The sequence below is a fragment of the Caballeronia arationis genome (genome assembly GCF_001544975.2).
GTDB classification, from domain to species: domain Bacteria; phylum Pseudomonadota; class Gammaproteobacteria; order Burkholderiales; family Burkholderiaceae; genus Caballeronia; species Caballeronia arationis.
The window spans coordinates 67,992-85,906 of sequence record NZ_FCOG02000020.1 but is presented as its reverse complement, the minus strand read 5'-3'; the positions used below and the strand labels follow the sequence as shown (position 1 = coordinate 85,906).

Here is a 17,915-nt window from a genome sequence, read left to right as displayed (position 1 = left end):
ACCGCTTCAAGCCCCGCGCGAACATTTTCCGGAGTGCAAGGACGATGTCGTCCGTGACTAACGAATACGGCGCCGATGGCTGGAAAGGCCCGATGGCGCAATTGCTGCGCGACTTCGACTGGGCATCGACCACGCTCGGTCCGATCGACTGCTGGCCGCTCAGCCTGCGTTCGACCGTGCAGGTCATGCTTGCCAATCCGCTGCCGATGGCGGTCCTGTGGGGCGAGGACGGCATCCTGCTCTACAACGAGCACTACGCGGCGTTCTCCGGCGAAAAGCATCCTCGCATCCTCGGCGCGCGGATCGAGGAAGCGTGGCCCGAAGCCGCGTCCTTCAACCGGAACGTCGTCGATTCCTGCCTGCGCGGCGAGTCGCTTTCGTATCGCGACATCGTATTCGAGCTTGCGCGCAACGGATGCCCCGAAGAGACTGGCTGGACCTGCACTACAGCCCCGTCGATCTGCACGACGGGCAGCACGCGGGCGCGCTCGCCATCGTGATCGACACGACCGACCGGATCGTCTCCGAGCGCAAGCGGGCCACTGCGGAAGCGGCCTATCGCGCGACCAACGAGCGCATGCAGCTCGCGTTGAACTCGGGCGCCGTGCTCGGTTCCTTCGTCTGGGAGATTCCCGAGAATCGCGTGAAAGGGGACGAGCGGTTCGCGCGCACGTTCTCTTACCCGGTGGATCAGGCCGAGGAAGGCCTGCCGATCGAAGTGGCGACCGAAGTCATCCATCCGTCCGACCTGGACCGCGTGTACGAACTCATCAAGCGCACCGTCGAGAAAGGCGCGCCGTTTCGCGCGGAATACCGCATCCGCCGTCCCGGCGGAAGCTATACGTGGATCATGGCGAGCGGCCGCTGCGATTATCTGGCGGACGGAAAGCCGTTGCGCTTCCCGGGCGTGATCGTCGATATCCACGATCGCAAGGTCGCCGAAGAGGAGTTGCTCGACCTCACGCGCGATCTCGAACGGAAGGTCGATCAGGCGGTGGCGGCGCGCCTGTCCGCCGAGGAGCAGTTGCGTCAGTCGCAGAAGATGGAAGCGCTCGGCAGCATGACGGGCGGCGTCGCGCACGACTTCAACAACGTGCTGCAGATCATCGCCGCCAACGTGCAACTGCTCACGCTCCTGCCGCCCGCCGACAGCCGCCTGCACCAGCGCATCGGAGCGATTCTGGCCGGCGTCGAACGTGGCGCCAAGCTCACCTCGCAACTGCTGTCGTTCGCGCGTCGCCAGCCTCTGTTGCCCATGATCATCGGGCCACGACGACTTTTCGGCGAGATCGAGGAAATGCTGCGCCAGGCGACCGGCGACGGCGTCGCGATGGAGCTGCGCCTGCCGGAGCGTCAATGGAACGTGCGCGTCGACCGCAATCAACTGGAGAACGCGCTGCTCAATCTCGCGATCAATGCGCGCGACGCGGTGCGCGGCCACGGACGGGTCGCGGTCTCGTGTTCGAACGAGGTGCTGGACGCGCCCTTCTGCGAGGGCAAGGACGTGGTGCCGGGCGAGTACGTGCGTTTCGCGGTATCCGACGACGGCTGCGGCATGACGCCCGAGGTCCTCGGCCACGCGATCGAACCGTTCTTCACCACCAAGCCCGACGGGCATGGCACGGGGCTCGGCCTCAGCATGGTGTTCGGTTTCGTCAATCAGTCGGGCGGGCATCTCGGCCTGTCGAGCAGCGTCGGGGTCGGCACGACGGTCGAGATATTCTTTCCGCGCTGCTTCGAAGAGGAACTGCTGCAGCCTGAACCGACGGCCGCGCCCACGAGCGGCGGAGGCGAGACGATTCTCGCGGTCGAGGACGATCCGGCGCTTCTCGCCGCCACGGCGGCGATGCTTGAAGCGATGAACTACAGTGTGCTCAAGGCCGCAAGCGGCGACGCCGCGCTCAGCATTCTGGACGGCGGCGTCCACGTCGACCTGATCCTGACCGACGTCGTGATGCCCGGGGCCGTGAAAAGCTCGGATCTCGCGGAATGGGCGTTTGCGCAGCGCCGCTACGTGCCGGTGGTCTACGTGTCCGGCTACACGCGGGACATGATCGCGCAGAAGGGCGTGATCATGTCCCAACGTGAGGCTGCTGAACAAGCCCTATACGTCGGACGCCCTCGGCAAGGCGATCCGCTCGGCGCTCGAGAGCCGCTGAACCGGGCGGATCACGTCGCGCGCCGGGCGCGCGACGGCTTCAGCCCCACAGCGTGCGCCCGAAAAACGTCATTGTCCGGTCCCACGCCATCTGCGACCAGACCGGATCGAACTGGGTGCGGGCGATGCGGCCCGGCCCGGCGGCCGTTTCATTCGCGAACGCATGATGGGCGAGATAGCGATGGAACTCGACATCGACGTTCGCCTCGCGCAACTTCGCTTCGAGCTCATCGACCGTCTCGGCCGGGAAAAATGCGTCCTGCGCGGCCCAGTGGCCTTGCACGGGCACCTTGATCGCGGATGCATCGATGTATTCGAGCGGCGGGAAGCCGTACCATACGACGCCCGCGGACACGTCGGGAACCTGGCACAGCGCCAGCAGCGTGAGTGCGCCGCCCATGCAGTAGCCCGTCACGCCGACGCGGCCCGATCCTTCCTTCAGATACTGGACGGCGCCGCGAATGTCCTGCGAGGTGGCATCGCCGAAGTCGAGCGCGCCGAGCAGATGGCTCGCCTCTTCTTCTTCGACCGTCGACTTGCCGCGGAAGAGGTCGGGCACGAGCGCCCGATAGCCGCAGCGCGCGAAGCGGTCCGCGACGCCGCGGATCTGGTCGTTCAGCCCCCACCATTCCTGGATCACGACGATGGCGGGCGCGCCTTCGGCCTTGTCCGGCTGCGCGAGATAGCCCGCTACGTCCTGTCCGTCGGGGCGGCGAAAAGTCACCATGGATCCTGCAGTCTTTTGCATGAGACGGTCTCCTTGATCGGCGGGAAGTGGCGCGGGGCCTGGCCTCGCGGGAAGCGCTGCCTATGTTACGCCGAAGCCGTGCCGCGAGTAGTCACGCGATCCGTCAGTCCAATGCGGCTGTCACCGTCCACGCACAACCGCGCCGCAAGCGCACGATGAGTGCCGCCGTTTCCAGCGTCGCGAGCGTAGCGGCGTGCGCCCGTGCGGCCGCCGCGGTCGCTGCCTGCGTGCGGGTCGATCCGAGAACGGCGTCGCGGTCCTGCCGGGCGATGGCATCGACGAGCGCGGCGACGGCCTCGTCTTCCGCACGGTCGCGTCCGGTCGTCCGCGCGTTGTCGTCAAGGATGCGCGCCTTCGCGCGATGAACCATCTGACGGCAATGCGCGGGCGTCCGCCCGAGCGCCGCCGCGATGCTCGCGTAGTCCGCATCGAACGCTTCGTGCAGCAGGAGCGCCGCGCGTTCCTCGGGACCCAGCCGTTCGAACAGCAGGCGCACGCCATGCGCGACCTGCGACGCCCGCTCGATCCGTTCTTCCGCCGACGTAATCGATGCCTCTTCGCCCGGCGCGGGCAGGGCTTCGTCGAGTTTCTCGCGCTCGCGCCGCGCACGGCGGACGTGGTCGATCGCCAGACGCGTGGCGACCGTCGTGAACCATGCGGCGGGCACGCGGACGTCTTCCGCGGACGACGTGTACCACCTGACGAAGGTGTCCTGGACGATGTCCTCGGCGTCCGCCCGGTTGCCGACGATGCGCTGCGCGATCGAATGAATGCGCGCTCGCAGCGCTTCGAAGACCGCGGTCCGCGAGGTAATGGCGTCGTCCGGATCGGTTGTCATGCGCATGGCTCCTCTCTGCTCGATGGTTTGGCGCTTCAAGGCATGACGCGCGGCGCACGGCGAATGTGACAGCGCCGCGGAATTTTTTTGTGCGCGTCACGGCAAGGCTCGGCCAGTCGTCAAGTGGATGAGATCGCAACTCCGCGATCCAGCCACTTCATACGAAACGGAGCATCGATGAACCTGCACAAGCGCAATCCGACCAGCCTCAATCTCGTGCCGACCGTCATCGAGCAATCGGGACGCGGCGAGCGTGCCTACGACGTCTATTCGCGCCTTTTGCGCGAGCGCATCGTGTTTCTCGTCGGACCGGTCGACGACCAGACGGCGAGTCTCGTCGTGGCGCAACTGCTTTTTCTGGAGGCGGAGAATCCCGACAAGGATATCTCCCTTTACATCAACTCGCCGGGCGGCTCGGTCTACGACGGCATGGCGATCTACGACACGATGCAGTTCGTCCGCCCCGATGTCTCGACGCTTTGCACCGGCTTCGCGGCGAGCATGGGCACGTTCCTGCTGAACGCGGGTGCGAAGGGCAAGCGCTTCGCGCTGCCCAACGCGCGCATCATGATCCACCAGCCGTCGGGCGGCTCGCAGGGCACCGCCGCCGATGTCGCGATCCAGGCGCGGGAGGTGCTGTACCTGCGCCAGCGCCTGAACGCGATCACGGCGGAGCGCACCGGCAAGACGGTCGAAGAGATCGCCCGCGATACCGACCGCGACAACTTCATGTCCGCGATCGAGGCGCGAGACTACGGACTGATCGACGAAGTCCTCGCCGGCCGCCGCGACTGAGCGGTCGTGCGCCTTACGAGCGCAGCGGCGCGGGCCGCGGCGCGCCGGCGCCGGCCGGCTTGCGGCGCCCCGTGCCGTGCTGGATCGTGTCGGCGATCGTCTCGGCCGTCGCCGCCGACAGGGTCCAGCCGAGATGCCCGTGCCCGGTGTTGTAGAACACGCCCGGGAGTTTGCCGGCGCCCACACGCGGCAACATGCTCGGCAGCATCGGGCGCAGGCCGGCCCACGGAATCACGCGCGCGGTCGAGACTTGCGGAAAGAGGCGCCGCGTCCAGTCGACGAGCGGCGCGACGCGGTCCGCGCGAATGTCGCGATTGAAGCCGTTGATCTCGGCCGTGCCCGCCACGCGAAAGCGATCGACACCGAGCCGGCTCGTGACGATTTTCGCGTTGTCGTCGAGGAGGCTGACCCAGGGGGCCGCGTTCTGGCTCTGTTCGTCGTCGAGACAGACGGTGATCGAATAGCCCTTCACCGGATAGACGTTGACGTGATCGCCCAGCATGCCGGCGAACGCGCGGCTTTGCACGCCCGCGCACACGACGACCTGCTCGAAAACATCGGCGCGTCGTTCTCCATCGTGGCTGGCGTCGATGGAGAAGCGCGCGTCGCCACCTTGCCGGATCGACTCGATCTGGGTGTCGTAGCGGAATTCGACGCCGTGGCGTGCGCAGGCCTCGGCGAGACCGCGAGTGAACTTGTGGATGTCGCCGGTCGAATCCGACGGCGTGAAGAAGCCGCCATGAAACTCGCTCTGCAACGCGGGCTCGATGCGGCCGATTTCGTTCGCGCCGACCGCATGGCGGTCGAGCCCGCCTTCGCGAAGCAGCTCGTTGACCTTCGCGGCGGCGTCGTAGTCCTTGCGGTGCTTGTAGATGTGCAGGATGCCGCGCCGTTCCAGATCGAACTCGATGCCCTCGCGCTCGGCAATCGAAAAGAGATGTTCGCGCGCGGCGAGCGCGAGGCGCACGGTCTCGACGGTGTTCGCGCGGTAGTTCGGGATCTGGCGCAGGAATTCGCCCATCCACGAATACTTGTGCCACGAGGGCGACGGATTCATGAGGAGCGGGGCGTCGCGCGTGAGCATCCAGCGCAGGCCTTTCAGCACGGTGGCCGTGCGGTTCCAGACTTCGGCGTTGCTGACGGAGAGCTGGCCGCCGTTCGCGAACGATGTTTCCATCGCCGCATAGCGATGACGTTCGTAGACGGTAACCTGGAAGCCGCGGCGGGCGAGGGCGTAAGCGGTCGTGACGCCGGTAATCCCGGCGCCGATGATGGCGATTCGTGACATGACATGGTCCAGATCGAATTGAGCATCGCCGGATGCCTTCGACCGCGCTCACTGCGCGAGTCGGCTTCCGGCGCCGATGCCCCATCTGTCCATGTACCTGAGAGTTTCTCTTGCGCCAGTGAAGCGATGATGCGGCGGAAGATCCCCTTCGGTGGGCGCGAAACGCCTCTCTCCAGATCGTTCCTGCGGCGCGGTCCTTGTGCCTGAGAGTTTCCGGGGCGGTTGCTCCGTCGGCGTCGTCATCTTGCCTTGACGATCTCTCCCGCGCTGCATGTCGAGAACATGTGCACGGTAACGTCCGCGAATATTGTTGGCAAGTCTTTTCGGCTGACAGCGAAGCCGCCTGCCCGCAAACGTTCGCGTTCGTCGTGAAGCCTGAGGCCGCGCCAGGCGGCGCACGACCGTCCTCAAGTTTGTTCCGCGCGGGCCGAAAACTGGGCCATGGAACAAGACGAAGACCTCCCGCTCGGCCGCATGCATCCGCTCCGTGGCGAAGCATTTGCTCTCGCGCTCAGCATCGAGACTATTCGGCGCGCGCGCGGCCGGAGCAATCCGCGCGATTTCGCGCTCGGCTCGGCGCAGTGGGAGGAGGCAAGCCTCGATTTCGCACGCGACATCCGCTGGGCGCTCGGCATGAACGACGAGGACGACGAGGACGACGAGCCGCTGCCATAAGCAGGCCTGTTACAAACGGCACCGCGCCTGCGGATCGAACGCGCAATGGTTTGCGCAATACTTACCCGGAAATTCTTTCCATCCGAAAAAAACGTCCGAAAACCCATTGCTAATCGTTTGCGGCGACCTTAGACTCCGATCCATCCTGTTACGAAATGTAACGAATGTAACCGGAGACGGTTCAGACCGTCCGCCAAGTCAGACCGGAGAACGTCATGCAAACCGCCGAGACTTCAGAAGCGATTCGCGAGATCAACCTTTCGTACATCATGCTGGCCCAGCGCCTGTTGCGCGAAGACCGCGCGATCGGCATGTTCCGCCTCGGACTGTCGCGGGAGATCGCCGACATCCTGGCGAACCTGACGCTCGCGCAGGTCGTGAAGCTGGCCGCGTCGGATCAGTTGCTGTGCTTCTTCCGCTTCAACGATCAGGCGATGCTCACGGCGCTCACGCAGGCTCCGAAGAACTCCACCGTCGCACCGACGCACGCCGCGATCATCATGGCCGGCCTGCCGGCAGCCCAGTTCGCCTGAGCCCGAACGCAGTTCCGCATTCATGGACCAGGGCGAGCTATTCCCCTTTGGCGTCGACGCGGTGCTCCTCGCCGACGCGCGCCTTGTCGCCGCCCGCGTGAGCGCCATGCGCCGCGCGCAGGGGCAGGCCGTTCCGAGCGACTTCGCGGAGGGCTCGCCCGAAGCGGACGCCGTCGCACTCGACTTCCTGCGCGACATCGAACGCGCACTCGATAACACCAGCAAGTCGCTGACCGAGGGCCACTAGGCCCCCCGGTCGTCTTTCTCCTGCCTTTACGGCAACCTCGCCCTTACTGTGCCTCACTCGCCCACGTATAGGTCGGCAGCGTGCTGACCGGCGTGCCGATCTGCAGCGTGATCGAACGATGCGAGGTCAGTTCGATCGCGCGCATGTCGCCCATGTAGCGTCGCACGTCGCCGTTGTCGTTGATATAGGCGACCACGGTGCCCGTGATGCCCGCAACGTTCGTGGCGGTCAGCGGTTGTCCCCAGACATCGAAGAACTTGCCGAGCGTGAACGACTTGAGGTTCGGCGTCTCGATGTGGATGATGCCGGTCTGGTCGTGCGTGTGCATCTCGTAGTTGCACTGTCCCGGAAGGCCGATGTTCATGGGCAGCGCCAGCGATTGTCCGTCCTTGAAGATCGCGAGGTGCGTATGAACGTGATAGAGCTCGCTCATGCCCGACGCACAGACGATGTCGTCGACCGTGGCGCCCTTGCCGCCCGTCGCGGTGGAGCCGTTCGCCCAGAACGCACTGCCGACCACGCCGCCGTAAGTGAGCGTGATGGGCGAGGTGGCAAACGGCGGGGGGTCGGTCCACGTATACGTCGGGATCTGCGTGAGCGGCGTGCCGAGCACGATCGTCACTTCGCCGTGAGTCGGCAGCACGAGGCTCGCGAGATCGCCGGTGTATTGCGTGAGCACGCCGCCGCTCGTGACATAGGCCGTGATGGGCGTGTCCGTCAGGCCGGCAATGTTCGCCGACGAGAGCGGCTCACCCCAGATCGCGAAGAACTGGCCGAGCGTGTAGGACGCGTTCGTGCTGGCGTCCATGCGGATCTTGCCAGACGAATCGACTGTGTGAACGGGATAGACGCAGCCGGTTTGCGCGGTCATCGTCGGAGCGACCGTGCCGATGTTCGCCGGCAGCGCGAGAAGCTGCCCGTTCTGGTAGATCGACAAGTGCGAGTACGTGTATGCGTTGCTCGCAACGGCGCAGTTGAGGCCGCCGACGGCTTGCCCGAGTCCGCCCGTCGATGTCGAGCCTGCGCTCCATTTCGACGTGCCGAGCGCGGTGCCGTCGATCACGGGGGTGGCCGCGGCGAGGGTCGGTGCGGTGACGGCGGGCTGGCTGGCCCCCGCAGGCGGCTGCGCAGCGACATCGCTTGCGCCGGTGGACGGGGTTGCAGGGACATCGCTTGCGCCGGTGGATGGCTGCGCAGTGGTCTCGCTCGCGCCGCTTGCCGGGGTCGCGCCCTGGGTGGATCCGCTTCCCGTGGAGGTGCCTCCGCCACCGCCGCCTCCGCAGCTAGCTAGCCAAACAAGGCTGCTGATGACACAAAACCGCACAAGCAAGTCACGCGACATGTCTGTACTCCGCAAGATCGATTGAATGAAGAACCAGTCGAGCTAAAGAATGTCTTGTCTTGCGCTCGAGCGCAATCGCTTGCGTTACCTAAACACATCGCCGGCGGTCTTCTCCGGTTCATCGACAAGCGATGAAGCAGCGCATCGGGTAAATGCGTCAGCGATGCCCGCGTGAAGCGGGAAAAGTTGCCGCGTTCGGCTCCATGTGGGCGCTTACGTATGGTCTCGTATGATTGGTTCGTTCGCTTAACTATGCGACCTTGCAGTTTGCACGAAGCCGCACATGTGTGGTCTTGCGCACAAACATGCTCGCGCAACTAGGGCTGTGCGGGTAGCAGTATCTCCATTGGACCATCGATCAGATGCTGCGCGAGCAGTTCGGCATTCGGCGTGAGTCCAGCGAAGTTGCGCGCGCATAGGAAAGATCCGGATACGTCGACAGAAAGCGTTCGAGGCGCGGCGGAAGAAAGGCGGCCAGCGCGGCCGTGTTGGAGAGAAGGCGAATGCGCCCCTTGAGACCGGTCGCATAGGTTCGCAACTCGCCGCGCATCTGTTCGACCTGACCCAGGATCGAGCGGGCATGGCGAACGAGCGCGGCGCCCGCCGCCGTCACGCGCACGCCGCGGCGATTGCGTTCGAGCAGCGGCGCGCCGAGCGCAGCCTCCATCCCGGCGATGCGCTCGCTCACGGAAGCAAGCGCGAGATGCATCGCCTCGGCGCCACGCGTGAAGCTGCCGCGCTCGACGACAGTCAAGAAGAGCCGCATGTCGGTGAGATCGAAACGCATCGTGGTTCCCTTCGGTTTTGCCGAAGTCTAGCATTGGAAAAGCCAGATTGCCGCCCGAGCGCTTCGTCGCTACGATGCCTCTCATGCACTCCCTTTTTCTTGTCTTCGGCGCGGGATTATTGGCCGGCGCGATGAACGCGCTGGCGGGCGGCGGCTCGTTCGTCAGCCTGCCCGCGCTGATCGCCGCGGGTGTGCCACCGGTTCAGGCGAATTCATCGAGTACGGTCGCGCTGTTCCCGGGTGGCGTCGCCAGCGCGTGGGCGTATCGCGACGGACTCGGTCCGGTCGGCTCGGTGACGATGCGCTCGTTGCTCGTCGCCACCCTGATCGGCGGTTTTGCCGGCGCGATCCTGCTGCTGCGGACTTCGTCGGCGGCGTTCTCCATCGTGCTGCCGTGGCTGCTCTTGATCGCGAGCCTCGCGCTTGCATTCGGGCAGCGCGTCGGCGACGCGCTGCGAGCGCGCTTTCGCATCCGAGGCTCGGCGGTGCTCGCGATTCAGTTCGCGCTCGGCGTGTACGGCGGCTACTTCGGCGGCGCGGTCGGCATCATGATGATCGCGATGTGGGGCCTCCTCGACACGCGCGACATCAAGAGCCTGAACGCGCCGCGCACGCTGCTCGTCAGCGCGGCGAACGCGGTGGCCGTGCTCACCTTCGTGATCGCGAAGGCGGTCCACTGGCCGGAGACGCTTGCGATGCTGGTCGCGGCGGTCATCGGCGGCTATGGAGGCGCGCAAGTCGGGCGGCGCGCGTCGCCGGGCATCGTGCGCGCGTGCACGCTCGTGCTGACGTTTTGCATGACGCTCGCTTTTTTCGTTCGGACTTATGCACCGGCGTTGCCGGGCCGATGAACGATGGTCCGTTGTTCGTGCGCCGGGTTCATCAGAGGAGTGAGGAAGCCATGATGTCAGCATTGCTCCCGACGATCGGCTCGCTCGCCATTCTGGCGAGCATTGCCGCGCGTCTGAATGGTTCGCTGCATCGGGAGGCGCGCGCTGCCGGCCGTGCGCACTGGAAAATGCTTCTCGCGAGATGGCATTGGCGGCGGTGAGCCGCCTCAATGCCATGCGCAAACCATGATGTGACCGTGCTTTCTACATGCAACGAATCAGGAGCAGCGCGTCGCCCTTCATTTCTCCGGCGCATCGTTGAAGGCGACGGCCGTGCCCGGCACGCCCTGCGTCTCATGGCTGCGAGCGAGTTCGTCGCGCAGCGCGCGGGTCCGCGCGGCCGACACCACGGGCTTCTGCGAAGGCGTCAACGCAGGCAGGATGTAGTCGTTGACCATGCGCCGGTACAGGTTCAGGTAAGTCGCATCGCGCAGGCCGCCTTCGGTTGGCAGAAGGCTCGTCATCACGACGACCGCATGCTGGGCCGGCAGCACCGTGATGAATTGCCCCTTGAAGCCCATCGCGCCGAATTCCGGCTGACCCTTTTCGACGACGTGCTGGATCCAGCAGTAATAGCCATAATCGGCGGCGGCGGGCGAGGGCGTCGTCATCTGTTTGATCCACGCCTGCGGCACGACCTGCCTTCCTTGCCAGCGGCCGCCGTCGAGCATCAGCATGCCGATCTTCGCCATGTCGACCGGGCGCAGCCTCAGACCCCAGCCGCCCGCGACCGCGCCGGTCTCATCGACGCCGGTCCATCGGTAATGCGACATCCCGAGCGGCTTGAAGAGCTTCTCTTCCGCGAAGCGGTCCTCGCGTTCGTGCGCGGCCACGCTGACCGCCGTGCCAACCAGCACCGGATTCACGTCGATGTAGTCGAAATCGGTGCCGGGCGCCTTCGCGGCGCGGGCCGTCACTGCGACGCGCAAGCGATCCGGCGCGCCGTAATAGAGCGGATCGGTGCCTTCGCGTGTCTGATAACTGAGGCCGCTCGACATCGACATCAGATGGCGCAGTTCGATGTCCTGCTTGTCCGCGAGTTGCGAGGCGAGATCGGGCCGCGCCTTCGCGATGAGCGGCGCGACTCGGGTCGTCGGGTTCAGCTTGCCTTGACCTTCCAGCACCCCGACGAGCAGCGACGTGATCGTCTTCGTGACCGAATACAGCTCGTAGTTGTTGTCGCGCGTGAGGCCGTCGCCGTAGCGCTCGAACACGATCTTGCCGTCCTTCACGACGACGAGACTGCGCACGTCCATCTTGCCGCTGCGCAGCCACTCGGACATGCGCACGAGCGGCACCGAATCCACGCCGACCGATTCGGGCACGGCCGTGGGCATGTCCTTCGATGAATCGGCGGCGGCATGCGCGGCGATGCAGAAAAACGCCGCTGCCAATGAGGTCGAGACCCGTTTCATTTCGTGCACCCTCAATCGAGATTCGGTTTGCCGGCGGCGAGAAACTGCCCGCGTCCCGCTTGCGCGCTCAGGAGCCTGCCGTCTTCGACGAGCAGTTCGCCGCGCGAGAAACAGTGACGCGGCCATCCGCTCACTTCGATGCCTTCATAAGGCGTGTAATCGACCGCGTGATGCAGCGACGCATTGGCGATCGTCACGCGCTTTTCCGGATCCCACACGACGATGTCCGCATCCGCGCCGACCGCGATCGTGCCTTTCCTTGGATAGAGACCATAGAGCTTCGCGGGCTTGAGCGAGGTCAGTTCGACGAACTGATGCAGCGAAAGGCGCCCTTCCTTCACGCCTTTGAAAAGCAATGGCAAACGCGTTTCGAGCCCGGGAATGCCGTTCGGGATGTGATCGAACGACACTTCCTTGCCGCCCGGCTTCTTGCCTTGGCTGTCGTCGTAGTTGAAGGGCGCGTGGTCCGACGAGACGAGCGAGAACACGCCCTGGCGCAGCGCCTTCCACACCGCGCCCTGATTGGCGGGATCGCGCGGCGGCGGGCTGCACACGCATTTCGCGCCTTCGTATTCGCCGCAGCCGAGATCGTCGGCGGTCAGATACAGGTATTGCGGACACGTTTCCGCGAGAATCGGCAAGCCGCGCGACTGACCCCAGCGGATCTGCTCGATGGCCTCCGCGCCCGATACGTGCACGATGAGAATCGGCACGTCGACCAGTTCCGCGAACGCGATCGCGCGATGCGTCGCCTCGCGCTCCACCACGGCCGGTCGCGCGAGCGCGTGTGCGTGCGGCGCCTGAATGCCTTTGCCGAGGAGACGCTCCGTGAGCCAGCCGATGCAGTCCGAATTCTCCGCATGGACCATCACGAGCGCGCCGTGCTCGCGCGCGACGGAGAGCACGTCGAGCATCTGGCGATCGTTCAGCTTCAGGTCGTCATATGTCATGTACACCTTGAACGACGTGTAGCCGTTCGCGATCAGGCGCGGCAGTTCTTCGGCGAGCACGTGCGGCGTCGGATCGGCGACGATCAGGTGAAAGCCGTAGTCGATCAGCGCGCGTCCTTCCGCGCGGCGATGGTAATCGTCCACTGCCGCCTGCAGCGATTGCCCCTTCGCCTGCGCGGCGAACGGAATCACCGTGGTCGTGCCGCCGCAGAGCGCCGAGCGCGTCCCGGTGAAAAAGTCGTCGGCCATGCGCAAGCCGTCGGGCATCGGCTGATGGAGATGGCAGTGGCCGTCGACGCCGCCCGGCAGCACCAGCATGCCGCTCGCATCCAGTTCGCGCGGCGCTTCGGGCAAGCCTTGCCCGAGCATCGCCACGCGGCCGTCGCGAATGCCGATGTCGCATGAAAAGCGGTCCGACGCGGTGACGACATCGGCATGACGGATCACAAAATCCAGATCGTTGGGCATGGCCTTGTTCCTTAGATCACTTCGCTGAAGAGGCGGCCCCAGCCTTCGACTCGGCGCGTGTCGTAGTCCGCGAGCTGCAGCGACTTCCAGACGACGGTCGAGATCGTGTCGTAGATCGGGATGCCCGTTTCTTCTTCGAGTTCCGGCACGAGATGCGCCGCGTTCAGATTCGTGCAGAAGATCGAGATGGCGCGCGGCTTGTCCTTTGCCACTTCGCGCACCATGCGGCGGATTTCATCGGGCTGGACTTCGGAGAACGAGAAATTCACCTTGAGATTCAGATGCCGCTCGGCGATGCAGTTCAGTCCCTCGCTGCGGTAGTTGGCGATGATCTTCTCCTGCACGTCGTCGAGATACGGCGTGACGAGGCCGAACTCGCGCGCGTTCGTCTTCTTCAGGATCTCGTTGAGCGCGAGCACGGAGGTCGTCGCCGGAATGCCGGTCGCCTCGGTGATGCGGCGGCACAGGCGTTCGTCAGCCTCGAAGCCGAGCCAGCCGGAGGACGTGCCGTTCCAGGCGATCACGTCGACCTTCGCATCCGCGAGCAGCTCGGCGGCCTGGATGATCTTGGAGTCGTCGAACTGGCCGAGCGCCTTGTCCGAGAGCGAGATCTCGGTGACCGGGAAGCGCGCGAAGTGCGCCGACACGCCCGGGAGTCCCGCGACCATTGCGCTCGTGAGCGGTTCGAGCGACGTGTTCGACGAGGGCGTCAGCATGCCGAGGAGAGTGCGTTTTTTCATCGTAGTGCCTGTCTGTATATGTTGTGAGGGTCAAACCGGGATCTTCGTTTCGTAGTCGATGGAGCTCGAACAGACGAGGAGGCCAATGCCGGCGGCCGCGAAGAACATCAGGGCGAGGAAGTAGGAACCGGTGAACTGCACGATCGCGCCGACGATGATCGGCACCGCGATGCCGCCGATATTGCCGCCGAGATTCATGAAGCCGCCGAGAAAGCCGATCTTGTTGCGCGTGCCGAGCGAAGACGGAATGCACCAGTAAAGGCCGCACCAGCGCAGGAAGAAGAGCGTGCAGGAAAGGAGCGCTACCACGGCCACCGGGTTTGTCACGTACGCGACCGAGAAGATCGACGCCGTCGCGACGAGTGCGGCGATGCAAAAGAGCGTGCGCATCACGACGTTGGGCCTACCGCCTGCGGCCTTCCACTTGTCGGCGACCCAGCCGCCGATCAGCTCGCCGATGAAGCCGCTGAAAAAGATGATGAAGCTCGAGCCGCCCATCTGCTTGATGTCGAAGCCGTGCACCATGTGCAGGTAGTTCGGCATCCACGTGAGCAGGCCGTAGAACACCGTGTTGAAACACATCCAGCCGAAGAACATGCACCACACGGAGCGGTACTTGAAGAAATCGCGCGAGCGGCCGGAGAGCGACGCCGGTTCCATCGCGAGATCGCGTGCATGCGATTCCTCGATGTATTCGGCTTCCAGTTCATTCACGCCGGGGTGCTCGCGCGGCGTGTTGCGCACGTAGAACCACGCGAGAATGCCCGCCAGCACCGTGCCGACACCCGCCACCGCGAACGCGAGCCGCCACGAGCCGAGCATCGCGATCAGGCCGGTGATCAGGATCGCGCCGAGCGCCGCGCCGAGCGGAGCGCCGCCGTCGAGGAGCGTTGCGCCGCGGCCGCGTTCGGTCTGCGTCATCCAGATGGCGTTGAGCTTGCCGCCCGCCGGGTAGATCGGCGCTTCCGACGCGCCCAGCCCGAGGCGCGTGAGCAGGAGGCCCGGCGCGCTCGTGCAGAACGCCGCGATCGCCTGGAAAAAGCCCCAGAACACGGTCGCAGTGGCGATCACGATGCGCGGCTTGTAGCGGTCGGCAAGCATGCCGCCGGGAATCTGCATCAGCGCGTAGGTCCAGAAGAACGAACTGAGGATCAGGCCTTCCATCGCCGGACCGATGTTGAACTCCTTCGAAATGAGCGGCATGGCGACCGAGAGCGACGCGCGGTCGATGTAGTTGATCGCGATCAGGCTCAGCATGACGACGAATATCTTCCAGCGAACGGCGGACTTGCCCACCGTCATTGAGGCAACACCGGATGTTGATGACATGAACGGACTCCAGGATGGACGGATGTTTTCGTGACGTCGCGCAACGTTGGACAGAGTATAAGATTAGAAATTTATAATTACAAACAGTGTAAACACTTGGTTTTATTGAATTTATATGTGCGCTAACGTGGTGCAGGGTAAGCACCGATATCGTGATAAGCTTGGCACCATCATGAACCCCACCACCCGGACTCCGTTGCTTGTGCGTACCCGCGGCATGGCCGCGGAGATCGCCGCGCGCCTGCGCGTGATGATCGACGAGGGCGAATTGCCGCCCGGCGCGCGCATCGACGAAAAGGAACTGAGCATCGCCTTCGACGTTTCGAAGACGCCGCTGCGCGAAGCGCTGAAGGTGCTCGTCGCGGAAGGCGCGGTGACGCATCGCCAGTACATCGGCTATCGCGTGGCGCCAATCGATCTCGACGACCTCGCCGCCACCTTCGAACTGCTGCACGGCCTCGAAGCGATGGCGGGCGAGCTGGTGCGGCAGCGCGTCGATGCGTCCGAGGTCGCGGCGATCACCGCGAAGCATCGGCGGATGATCGAGTGTCACGAAGCGGGCAAGCGGGTGGAATACTTCCGTCTGAATCAGCAGATTCACCAGATGATTGTCGATGCCGGCGGCAATCCGGTGCTCTCGGGTATCTATGGGTCGCTGATGTCGAAGGTGCATCGCGCGCGCGGCGCGGCAAACGCCGATACGCTGCGCTGGGCGGAATCGCTCGCGGAGCACGAGGCGATTCTCGCCGCGCTCGTCGACCCCGCGCACGAAGGCCTTCCGCAGATTCTGCGCACGCATTCCGAGAACACGGCGCGCGAAGTCATGTCCGTGCTGGATCGCACGCGCGCGTCGGTGGGGTCGGGCGAGGCTGCTTCGGCCGAGGCATCGCGATAGTCGATGCTGTAGCCTCGGTGCGAGCGGCAGCAAAGTCTCTAACGAAGTTCCGGCGCCGCCGGGAACATCAGGGAGCGATCCATCATGCGATACACCCTCTTCGAGAACCGCAAGGACGAGCTGATCCTGATCGCCCGCATCCTGCTGATGGTCCTGTTCTTGATCTTCGGCTGGAGCAAGCTGACCGCTTACTCGGGCACCGTCGCCTACATGGCGAAGGAGGGCGCGCCGATCCCCGCGCTTTCTGCGGCTGTCGCGATCGTGATGGAGTTCTTTGCCGGCATTTCGATCGTGGTCGGGTTCTATACGCGGCCGCTGGCGCTGATCTTCGCGCTGTACACGCTCGGCACTGCGCTGATCGGCCATCCGTTCTGGACGATGGCAGACGGCGAACGCATGGCGAACATGATCAACTTCTACAAGAACGTGAGCATCATGGGCGGCCTGCTACTGCTGTGCGTCACGGGCGCGGGCCGGTATTCGGTCGACAGACGGTGACCGTCGCCCGGCCATTTCACTGGCTGCTGCACCCCGGCTTTTCGACCGCACGCTGCCGCATCGCACGATCCGGGAGAAACAGCAGCGCGAGCGCAATGCACGGCACGACGCCGAGCGCGACATAGGCGAACCCGAGGCTGCTGGTGCGGTCGGCGAGATAGCCGAAGGCGGGCGGACCCGCGACCACGCCGAAATACGTGAAGAACAGCGCGCCACCGGTGACCGAGGCGACCGCGCCGCGCGGCGCCAGCCGTGCCAGTTCGCCAAGGAACACGCCATTCCATCCGATTGCCGTCGCGCCGAAAACCGCGGACACGATGCACAGCGCTGCGATGCCCCAGTGCGACGAGAAAGATCCCGTCGCCACGCAACTCAGCGCCATGAGCACGCATACGGCCATCAGAACCCGTCGCGACGAGCCGATGCGATCGGCGAGATGACCCCACAGCAAGCGTCCGGCGATGCCCGCGCCCTGCGCGACAGCGTAGATCACACCCGCTTGCGCGAGCCCCATGCCGGCCTCGCGATGCAGGAACGCCATCAGGTAGCCGCTCACCGACAACTGGCACGCGGAGAACAGCAACGAGACGACGGCCATCGAGCGCAGTTGCGGATGGGCGAGGACCTCGGCGATCGGCCGGTACCAGGTCTTCGAGATGACGAGGCGTCCGGTCGCTTCGGCGTCGAGGGTCCGAAGCGGGCTGCTGATGAGCGAGACCGTCGCCGCGAGCACGGCGAGCCCTGCCAGCCCGGTCTTCCATGAAAAGAATGTCGCGATCAGCGGCAAGGCTACGCCGGTGAGCAATCCGCCGAGCGGCACGCCCGTCTGCTTGAGCGAGAAGGCGATGCCCATGCGCGCAGCAGGCGTGGTGCGCGCGAGGATCTGCGAGCTTGCCGGAGTGATCGGCCCGTAGCCGAGTCCGCAAAGGAGCGCTGCGACGAGCCGCAGACCGGGGTTGTCGACGGTCAGCAGCCCGAGCGCGAGCGCTTGCAGAAGGAGCGCCGCCTGCGACGCCCTCACGGGACCGAGCCCTGTCACGACCGCGCTGCCGATCACGCTGCCGATCATCGCGCCGAAGTAGACCACCGCGAGAAACACACCGACCGCGGCCGGCTGAACGCCCGGAATCACCGGCGCGAGGATCGGAAACGCGAGCGTGGCGGCGGTGGCGACGGCCTGTATCGCAAGCGTGCAGGCGAGCGTCACGACCTGGGCGCCGAGGCTTGCTTGCTGTAGCGGTGCGGTCTGCCGGTCGTTCATCGATACGTGTTCGGTGGGTTGGGCTTCGGGAGGCTGCGCGCTTGCGACGATTTGCGAT

18 protein-coding genes, 2 pseudogenes and 2 riboswitches are annotated in these 17,915 nt (G+C 65.1%); of the genes and pseudogenes, 10 read left to right on the top strand and 10 right to left on the bottom strand.

Annotated elements, in window-relative coordinates:
* Positions 1 to 44: 44 nt before the first annotated feature.
* Both AWB81_RS46430 and AWB81_RS14765 read left to right on the top strand, forming a co-directional pair.
* Positions 45 to 500 (top strand): hypothetical protein, encoded by a 456-nt coding sequence (locus AWB81_RS46430; RefSeq protein WP_200822504.1) that lies wholly within the window; start codon positions 45 to 47, stop codon positions 498 to 500.
* Positions 416 to 2,056, top strand: a pseudogene (locus tag AWB81_RS14765) (hybrid sensor histidine kinase/response regulator); the annotation flags it as partial. The gene AWB81_RS46430 and the pseudogene AWB81_RS14765, both read left to right, overlap by 85 nt.
* A 142-nt stretch (positions 2,057 to 2,198) precedes the next feature.
* Here AWB81_RS14765 and AWB81_RS46865 read toward each other — a convergent pair.
* Both AWB81_RS46865 and AWB81_RS14755 read right to left on the bottom strand, forming a co-directional pair.
* Entirely contained in the window at positions 2,199 to 2,906 is a 708-nt protein-coding gene (locus tag AWB81_RS46865; RefSeq protein ID WP_087134987.1) for a dienelactone hydrolase family protein, read from the bottom strand.
* A gap of 103 nt (positions 2,907 to 3,009) precedes the next feature.
* Positions 3,010 to 3,744: a sigma-70 family RNA polymerase sigma factor gene (locus AWB81_RS14755; protein WP_159938900.1), complete on the bottom strand. Its 735-nt coding sequence runs from the start codon at positions 3,742 to 3,744 to the stop codon at positions 3,010 to 3,012.
* A 177-nt stretch (positions 3,745 to 3,921) separates the two neighbouring features.
* Between AWB81_RS14755 and clpP the strand changes: the two genes are divergently transcribed.
* Positions 3,922 to 4,539, top strand: a complete 618-nt coding sequence (gene clpP, locus AWB81_RS14750; protein ID WP_062636514.1) for an ATP-dependent Clp endopeptidase proteolytic subunit ClpP — start codon at positions 3,922 to 3,924, stop codon at positions 4,537 to 4,539.
* Positions 4,540 to 4,552: 13 nt separating this feature from the next.
* Here the strand turns inward: clpP and AWB81_RS14745 are convergent, their stop codons facing one another.
* Complete coding sequence (locus AWB81_RS14745; RefSeq protein ID WP_062636512.1) at positions 4,553 to 5,827, bottom strand: D-amino acid dehydrogenase; 1,275 nt, start codon at positions 5,825 to 5,827, stop codon at positions 4,553 to 4,555.
* 83 nt (positions 5,828 to 5,910) lie between these two features.
* Positions 5,911 to 6,005: riboswitch (glycine riboswitch) on the bottom strand.
* A gap of 3 nt (positions 6,006 to 6,008) precedes the next feature.
* A riboswitch (glycine riboswitch) is annotated at positions 6,009 to 6,102 on the bottom strand.
* Between the two features lie 166 nt (positions 6,103 to 6,268).
* Here AWB81_RS14745 and AWB81_RS14740 point away from each other — a divergent pair.
* The 3 genes from AWB81_RS14740 to AWB81_RS14730 all read left to right on the top strand — a co-directional run bounded on the left by AWB81_RS14740 (position 6,269) and on the right by AWB81_RS14730 (position 7,282).
* Positions 6,269 to 6,502 carry a hypothetical protein gene (locus tag AWB81_RS14740; RefSeq protein ID WP_062636510.1) on the top strand — a complete coding sequence of 78 codons (234 nt, stop codon included), beginning with the start codon at positions 6,269 to 6,271 and terminating at the stop codon, positions 6,500 to 6,502.
* A 215-nt stretch (positions 6,503 to 6,717) separates the two neighbouring features.
* On the top strand, positions 6,718 to 7,035 hold the full coding sequence (gene flhD / locus AWB81_RS14735; RefSeq protein WP_062636508.1) for a flagellar transcriptional regulator FlhD: 318 nt from the start codon (positions 6,718 to 6,720) through the stop codon (positions 7,033 to 7,035).
* 22 nt (positions 7,036 to 7,057) lie between these two features.
* Positions 7,058 to 7,282, top strand: a complete 225-nt coding sequence (locus AWB81_RS14730; protein ID WP_062636506.1) for a hypothetical protein — start codon at positions 7,058 to 7,060, stop codon at positions 7,280 to 7,282.
* A 43-nt stretch (positions 7,283 to 7,325) separates the two neighbouring features.
* On the opposite strand, the gene AWB81_RS14725 is transcribed toward AWB81_RS14730, so the two are convergent.
* Entirely contained in the window at positions 7,326 to 8,624 is a 1,299-nt protein-coding gene (locus AWB81_RS14725; RefSeq protein ID WP_200822502.1) for a ribosomal eL19 family protein, read from the bottom strand.
* Positions 8,625 to 9,045: 421 nt separating this feature from the next.
* A pseudogene (locus AWB81_RS14720) lies at positions 9,046 to 9,411 on the bottom strand (LysR family transcriptional regulator); the annotation flags it as partial.
* Positions 9,412 to 9,494: 83 nt separating this feature from the next.
* Here AWB81_RS14720 and AWB81_RS14715 point away from each other — a divergent pair.
* On the top strand, positions 9,495 to 10,262 hold the full coding sequence (locus AWB81_RS14715; protein ID WP_062636608.1) for a sulfite exporter TauE/SafE family protein: 768 nt from the start codon (positions 9,495 to 9,497) through the stop codon (positions 10,260 to 10,262).
* Complete coding sequence (locus tag AWB81_RS44700) at positions 10,259 to 10,462, top strand: hypothetical protein (protein WP_097189876.1); 204 nt, start codon at positions 10,259 to 10,261, stop codon at positions 10,460 to 10,462. The genes AWB81_RS14715 and AWB81_RS44700 overlap by 4 nt, the downstream gene beginning before the upstream one ends.
* A gap of 78 nt (positions 10,463 to 10,540) precedes the next feature.
* Here AWB81_RS44700 and AWB81_RS14710 read toward each other — a convergent pair whose 3' ends face one another.
* Genes AWB81_RS14710 through AWB81_RS14695 form a run of 4 tightly spaced genes read right to left on the bottom strand, consistent with a single transcriptional unit; the run spans position 10,541 to position 15,203 of the window.
* Positions 10,541 to 11,716, bottom strand: coding sequence for a serine hydrolase domain-containing protein (locus AWB81_RS14710; protein WP_062636606.1), 1,176 nt, complete (start codon positions 11,714 to 11,716; stop codon positions 10,541 to 10,543).
* Between the two features lie 11 nt (positions 11,717 to 11,727).
* The gene (gene hydA / locus AWB81_RS14705; RefSeq protein WP_062636505.1) at positions 11,728 to 13,134 is read right to left on the bottom strand and encodes a dihydropyrimidinase; all 1,407 of its coding nucleotides are present in this window, start codon (positions 13,132 to 13,134) and stop codon (positions 11,728 to 11,730) included.
* Positions 13,135 to 13,145: 11 nt separating this feature from the next.
* Positions 13,146 to 13,874 (bottom strand): maleate cis-trans isomerase family protein, encoded by a 729-nt coding sequence (locus tag AWB81_RS14700; RefSeq protein WP_062636502.1) that lies wholly within the window; start codon positions 13,872 to 13,874, stop codon positions 13,146 to 13,148.
* Positions 13,875 to 13,904: 30 nt separating this feature from the next.
* On the bottom strand, positions 13,905 to 15,203 hold the full coding sequence (locus tag AWB81_RS14695; protein ID WP_062636500.1) for an MFS transporter: 1,299 nt from the start codon (positions 15,201 to 15,203) through the stop codon (positions 13,905 to 13,907).
* A 172-nt stretch (positions 15,204 to 15,375) separates the two neighbouring features.
* On the opposite strand from AWB81_RS14695, the gene AWB81_RS14690 reads away from it, so the two are divergent.
* Entirely contained in the window at positions 15,376 to 16,098 is a 723-nt protein-coding gene (locus AWB81_RS14690) for a GntR family transcriptional regulator (protein WP_062636498.1), read from the top strand.
* Positions 16,099 to 16,182: 84 nt separating this feature from the next.
* Positions 16,183 to 16,596, top strand: coding sequence for a DoxX family protein (locus AWB81_RS14685; protein WP_062636496.1), 414 nt, complete (start codon positions 16,183 to 16,185; stop codon positions 16,594 to 16,596).
* 16 nt (positions 16,597 to 16,612) lie between these two features.
* Here the strand turns inward: AWB81_RS14685 and AWB81_RS14680 are convergent, their stop codons facing one another.
* Positions 16,613 to 17,857, bottom strand: a complete 1,245-nt coding sequence (locus AWB81_RS14680) for an MFS transporter (RefSeq protein WP_062636494.1) — start codon at positions 17,855 to 17,857, stop codon at positions 16,613 to 16,615.
* Between the last annotated feature and the right edge of the window lie 58 nt (positions 17,858 to 17,915).

Coding starts and splice junctions, on each gene's coding strand:
- AWB81_RS14690 (WP_062636498.1), top strand. CDS start 15,376: ATGAACCCCACCACCCGGACTCCGTTGCTTGTGCGTACCCGCGGCATG.
- AWB81_RS46430 (WP_200822504.1), top strand. CDS start 45: ATGTCGTCCGTGACTAACGAATACGGCGCCGATGGCTGGAAAGGCCCG.
- AWB81_RS14710 (WP_062636606.1), bottom strand. CDS start 11,716: ATGAAACGGGTCTCGACCTCATTGGCAGCGGCGTTTTTCTGCATCGCC.
- AWB81_RS46865 (WP_087134987.1), bottom strand. CDS start 2,906: ATGCAAAAGACTGCAGGATCCATGGTGACTTTTCGCCGCCCCGACGGA.
- clpP (WP_062636514.1), top strand. CDS start 3,922: ATGAACCTGCACAAGCGCAATCCGACCAGCCTCAATCTCGTGCCGACC.
- AWB81_RS14725 (WP_200822502.1), bottom strand. CDS start 8,624: ATGTCGCGTGACTTGCTTGTGCGGTTTTGTGTCATCAGCAGCCTTGTT.
- AWB81_RS14695 (WP_062636500.1), bottom strand. CDS start 15,203: ATGTCATCAACATCCGGTGTTGCCTCAATGACGGTGGGCAAGTCCGCC.
- AWB81_RS14745 (WP_062636512.1), bottom strand. CDS start 5,827: ATGTCACGAATCGCCATCATCGGCGCCGGGATTACCGGCGTCACGACC.
- AWB81_RS14685 (WP_062636496.1), top strand. CDS start 16,183: ATGCGATACACCCTCTTCGAGAACCGCAAGGACGAGCTGATCCTGATC.
- AWB81_RS14680 (WP_062636494.1), bottom strand. CDS start 17,857: ATGAACGACCGGCAGACCGCACCGCTACAGCAAGCAAGCCTCGGCGCC.
- AWB81_RS14700 (WP_062636502.1), bottom strand. CDS start 13,874: ATGAAAAAACGCACTCTCCTCGGCATGCTGACGCCCTCGTCGAACACG.
- AWB81_RS14730 (WP_062636506.1), top strand. CDS start 7,058: ATGGACCAGGGCGAGCTATTCCCCTTTGGCGTCGACGCGGTGCTCCTC.
- flhD (WP_062636508.1), top strand. CDS start 6,718: ATGCAAACCGCCGAGACTTCAGAAGCGATTCGCGAGATCAACCTTTCG.
- AWB81_RS14740 (WP_062636510.1), top strand. CDS start 6,269: ATGGAACAAGACGAAGACCTCCCGCTCGGCCGCATGCATCCGCTCCGT.
- hydA (WP_062636505.1), bottom strand. CDS start 13,134: ATGCCCAACGATCTGGATTTTGTGATCCGTCATGCCGATGTCGTCACC.
- AWB81_RS14755 (WP_159938900.1), bottom strand. CDS start 3,744: ATGACAACCGATCCGGACGACGCCATTACCTCGCGGACCGCGGTCTTC.
- AWB81_RS44700 (WP_097189876.1), top strand. CDS start 10,259: ATGAACGATGGTCCGTTGTTCGTGCGCCGGGTTCATCAGAGGAGTGAG.
- AWB81_RS14715 (WP_062636608.1), top strand. CDS start 9,495: ATGCACTCCCTTTTTCTTGTCTTCGGCGCGGGATTATTGGCCGGCGCG.